This is a genomic window from Eggerthella sp., assembly GCF_048329335.1.
GTDB lineage: Bacteria > Actinomycetota > Coriobacteriia > Coriobacteriales > Eggerthellaceae > Eggerthella > Eggerthella lenta.
On record NZ_DBFEGU010000144.1, the window covers coordinates 1 to 3,092 of the forward strand.

At 65.4% G+C, this 3,092-nt stretch carries 3 protein-coding genes; 1 reads left to right on the plus strand and 2 read right to left on the minus strand.

The window, feature by feature from the left end; all coding sequences use genetic code 11:
- The first annotated feature begins 36 nt into the window (after positions 1-36).
- A complete protein-coding gene (locus ACMO6A_RS04390; protein WP_009306112.1) occupies positions 37-531 on the plus strand; it encodes a hypothetical protein in 495 nt (164 codons plus the stop codon).
- 345 nt (positions 532-876) lie between these two features.
- Here ACMO6A_RS04390 and ACMO6A_RS04395 read toward each other — a convergent pair whose 3' ends face one another.
- Together ACMO6A_RS04395 and ACMO6A_RS04400 are read right to left on the minus strand one after the other, a co-directional pair.
- Complete coding sequence (locus ACMO6A_RS04395; protein ID WP_009607995.1) at positions 877-1,734, minus strand: hypothetical protein; 858 nt, start codon at positions 1,732-1,734, stop codon at positions 877-879.
- Between the two features lie 190 nt (positions 1,735-1,924).
- A complete protein-coding gene (locus tag ACMO6A_RS04400; RefSeq protein ID WP_418470835.1) occupies positions 1,925-3,091 on the minus strand; it encodes a 4Fe-4S binding protein in 1,167 nt (388 codons plus the stop codon).
- Between the last annotated feature and the right edge of the window lies 1 nt (position 3,092).

Here is a 3,092-nt window from a genome sequence, read left to right on the forward strand (position 1 = left end):
CGGCAAAGGAGGTGCCGTATGACCAGGAAACGCGGCATGGCGACGGCGTTCGCGGCGGCGTGTCTGGTTCTGGCCGGTTGCGCAGGACCCCTCAATCTGATGCAGGAATCGATCTACTGCGACGATGCCCGCATCGCCCAAGGATTCGACACGTACACAGTTGCGAACAGAACCGGCTCCCTGTTCGACAGAAAGATCGGCGGACTGACCGGCCTGGAAACATGGCTTCGGATCTCCGTCCCCAACGAAGGCGGGGAGTTTCGCGTCGACTACGATGCGACCGTATCGGACGGCGACTTCAAGATCGTATTCGTCGATGAGAAGAACGTTGATACCGTCTGCGAAGGAACGGCTCGCGGAAGCCGCGTCTTCACGCTCGACCGGGGAGGGTACGCCCTCAAAGCCGTCGGGGCGCATGCGAGTGCCGAAATCGCCTTCGAACTGCAAGCGAGCGAAGGCGTCACCGCCGTTGCCACGGGTGACGCGTTCGACGACGACCAGGCAGTGGATCTCGAACCGATTGAAAGCTGATGCCGCGGATTTGCCTGCGTGGACGCGAATGCGTTTCCACAAGAAGCGAACAACTGCCTAAGTCCCACGCTTAAAGCGCGAAAGCGTTTCGGCGAACGGCATCTGCACGTGATTCGCCCTTCAGCGCACAAAAATTGGCGACGTACGAGACTTGAAGGCCGTTGAACGGCCGTCTCTCGCGAATGCACCGCGCACTGCAATCGAGGGCGATTCAACGACCTGGGGATTCTTCAAAACCGATCAGAGTGGGCGACAAGAAAACATCGGTTCAGATCGCACGTCGCGGGTTTTTGTGCAACAGACGCCTGACCCCATGCAAAACCAGCAGCTCTTCCCCGCCGACTATCACCCCGCGGCGCGCATGACCATGCGCTTGACGTCTTCACGGTACTCGGGGCGCACGAGGTAGTACGCGTAGGCCTCGAGCACGGTTTGGAAGGCCACGCCGCGGCCGACGATCTTGAAGTACCCGATGCCGTACTCGTCGTGCAGGTCGCGCACCTCCCGATCGGTGAAGATCACCGGGTGGCCCGGCTCGTGGTCGAAGAAATCGGCGCGCTTCGCGACGCACTCGAAGGGGCGCATCGTGCCCGACCGCTGATCCTCGCTGTTATGCAGGTAGTGTTGCGCGCGATGCGGGCACCGGTAGGCGCAGAACTCGTTCACCATGACCTCCACCTTGTCGCGGTCTTCGAGCGCCGCGAGAAACGCCGGATCCTTGTGGCGGTTGTAGTCGAGCACCACGTAGTCGTAGCGCTTCGTCATACGGTTGACCTCGGCCGCGTCCGCCAGCGCGCGCGTGGTGGACAGCACGCAGCGCATGCCGTAACGCTCGCGCACGTAGTCGCCCACGAGGTCGGCGTACACGATGGCCTCGACGCCGTAGCGGCTGGCGATGGCGAGCATCGCGTTCAGGTACTCGTCGTGCAGGTCGTCCTCGTCGGCCAGCATGTTCGTCAGCGTGAGACGCGCCTTCACGCCGTGCTCGGCCAAGAGCGAGAACGCCTCCTCCATCTGCCGAGGCGTGGCTCGCTCGCGCAAGAACGCGCGGCCGCCGTTCAGGTCGCACGCGGGAAAGCAGCCGTACACGCTGTCGATGCGCACGCCGTCCTGGAACAGCGCCGGGCGCTGCTCCAGCAAGCGGATGAAGAACAGGTTGAGCCCCAGCCCCACCGTGAAATCCGGCAGCGTGTAGTTGATCATGCGTTCGTTCCTCCAAAATCACCGGTCGTTCGTAGCGTCAGCGAGGGGCTCCCTGGTGCCCGAGATCGTGGGGAGGGCGAGGGCGAAGCGTACTTCGGTACGCGAGTCCTCGGCCTCGCCGCGAGATCGGGTGCCAGGGAGCTCCGCAGCGTCGAGCAGTTCCGGCGGCCGACAAACCGCCGGAACTTCCCTAGAACATGCACATCTCCAAGTGTTCGCCGAGCGTCGCGTGCAGCTTATCGTACATCGATGAGGGCTTGTTCGGGGTCCAGGTTGGACGCTTCATAGCGAAGCACACGGCTTCCTTGCCCATGAACTGCTTGATGGGCACGCGCCCGCTCACCGCGATGGCCTGCTCGGGACAGATGTGCTCGCACAGGCGGCACTGCATGCAGGCGCTCGGACGGTGCACGATGCCGAACACGCCGCCCTCGTCGAGCTTCTTGATGGCGCCCGTGGGACAGAACACCGCGCACATGCGGCACGAACTGCACTTCTGGGCATCGATGGACACGGCGCCGATGACACGCGTCTCCACCTCGTCGGCCGTCGGTTGCCCCACGTGCTGCAGGTAGTTGTACAGCCGCACGCGGCGCGTGGGGACGAACTGCGACAGCGTCCCATCTGCGCCCACTTTGCGATGCGCCGCAGGAACGGGCTCGGCCTCGACCATCCCCAACTCCTCGGCCACCGCCGCGCCAGCTGCGCGGGTCGATGCGTCCTTGGCCGAGCGGAAGAAGTCGCGCCGCCCCACCCCGTCGCTGCCTGCCTGGCCGTGCGACCCGCCGGGCTCCAACACGCGCTCGGGCACGCATTCCTCCAGGTCGATGGGCATGGAGGATCCGAACGCCTCAAGCAGGTTGCGCGCGCCCTCCACCACCTCGCGCACGAGCGCGCCGCCCGGAGCATGTGGGCACGTCTCGCACGAACCGCAGGCCAGCGTCGCGTCGAAGGCGCGGTACGCCGCCAACCCCACGAGCGCCGACTCGTCCATGCGCCCCAGGCACGGCACCGCGCACGCGGCCGACGCATCGTCGGCCGCGACGTTGGCCGCCTCGAGCGCCTGCTCGCACACGATGACCGGATGGCCTTTCGTCGCCACGATGGAGTGCTTGAGCTGCGCCGTCAGCTCGGCATCCGTCGGGTTGCGCAGCTCGATGGCGCAGGTGGGGCACGCCGTGGCGCACGTGCCGCATCCGATGCAGCGCTCGGGCTCTACGAGCAGCTCGCCCGCGCGGTACGCCAGCGCGCCCGACGTGCATGCCTCCACGCAGCGCAGGCAGTCGGCGTTGCGGTTGCGAACCGAGATGCAGCGTTCCTCATGCACGGCGATGGCATCGCTCTCGATCTCGCCCAAC

Bases quoted from the DNA above. Each gene is read 5' to 3' on its own strand.
- ACMO6A_RS04390 (WP_009306112.1), top strand. From the start codon at position 37: ATGGCGACGGCGTTCGCGGCGGCGTGTCTGGTTCTGGCCGGTTGCGCA.
- ACMO6A_RS04395 (WP_009607995.1), bottom strand. From the start codon at position 1,734: ATGATCAACTACACGCTGCCGGATTTCACGGTGGGGCTGGGGCTCAAC.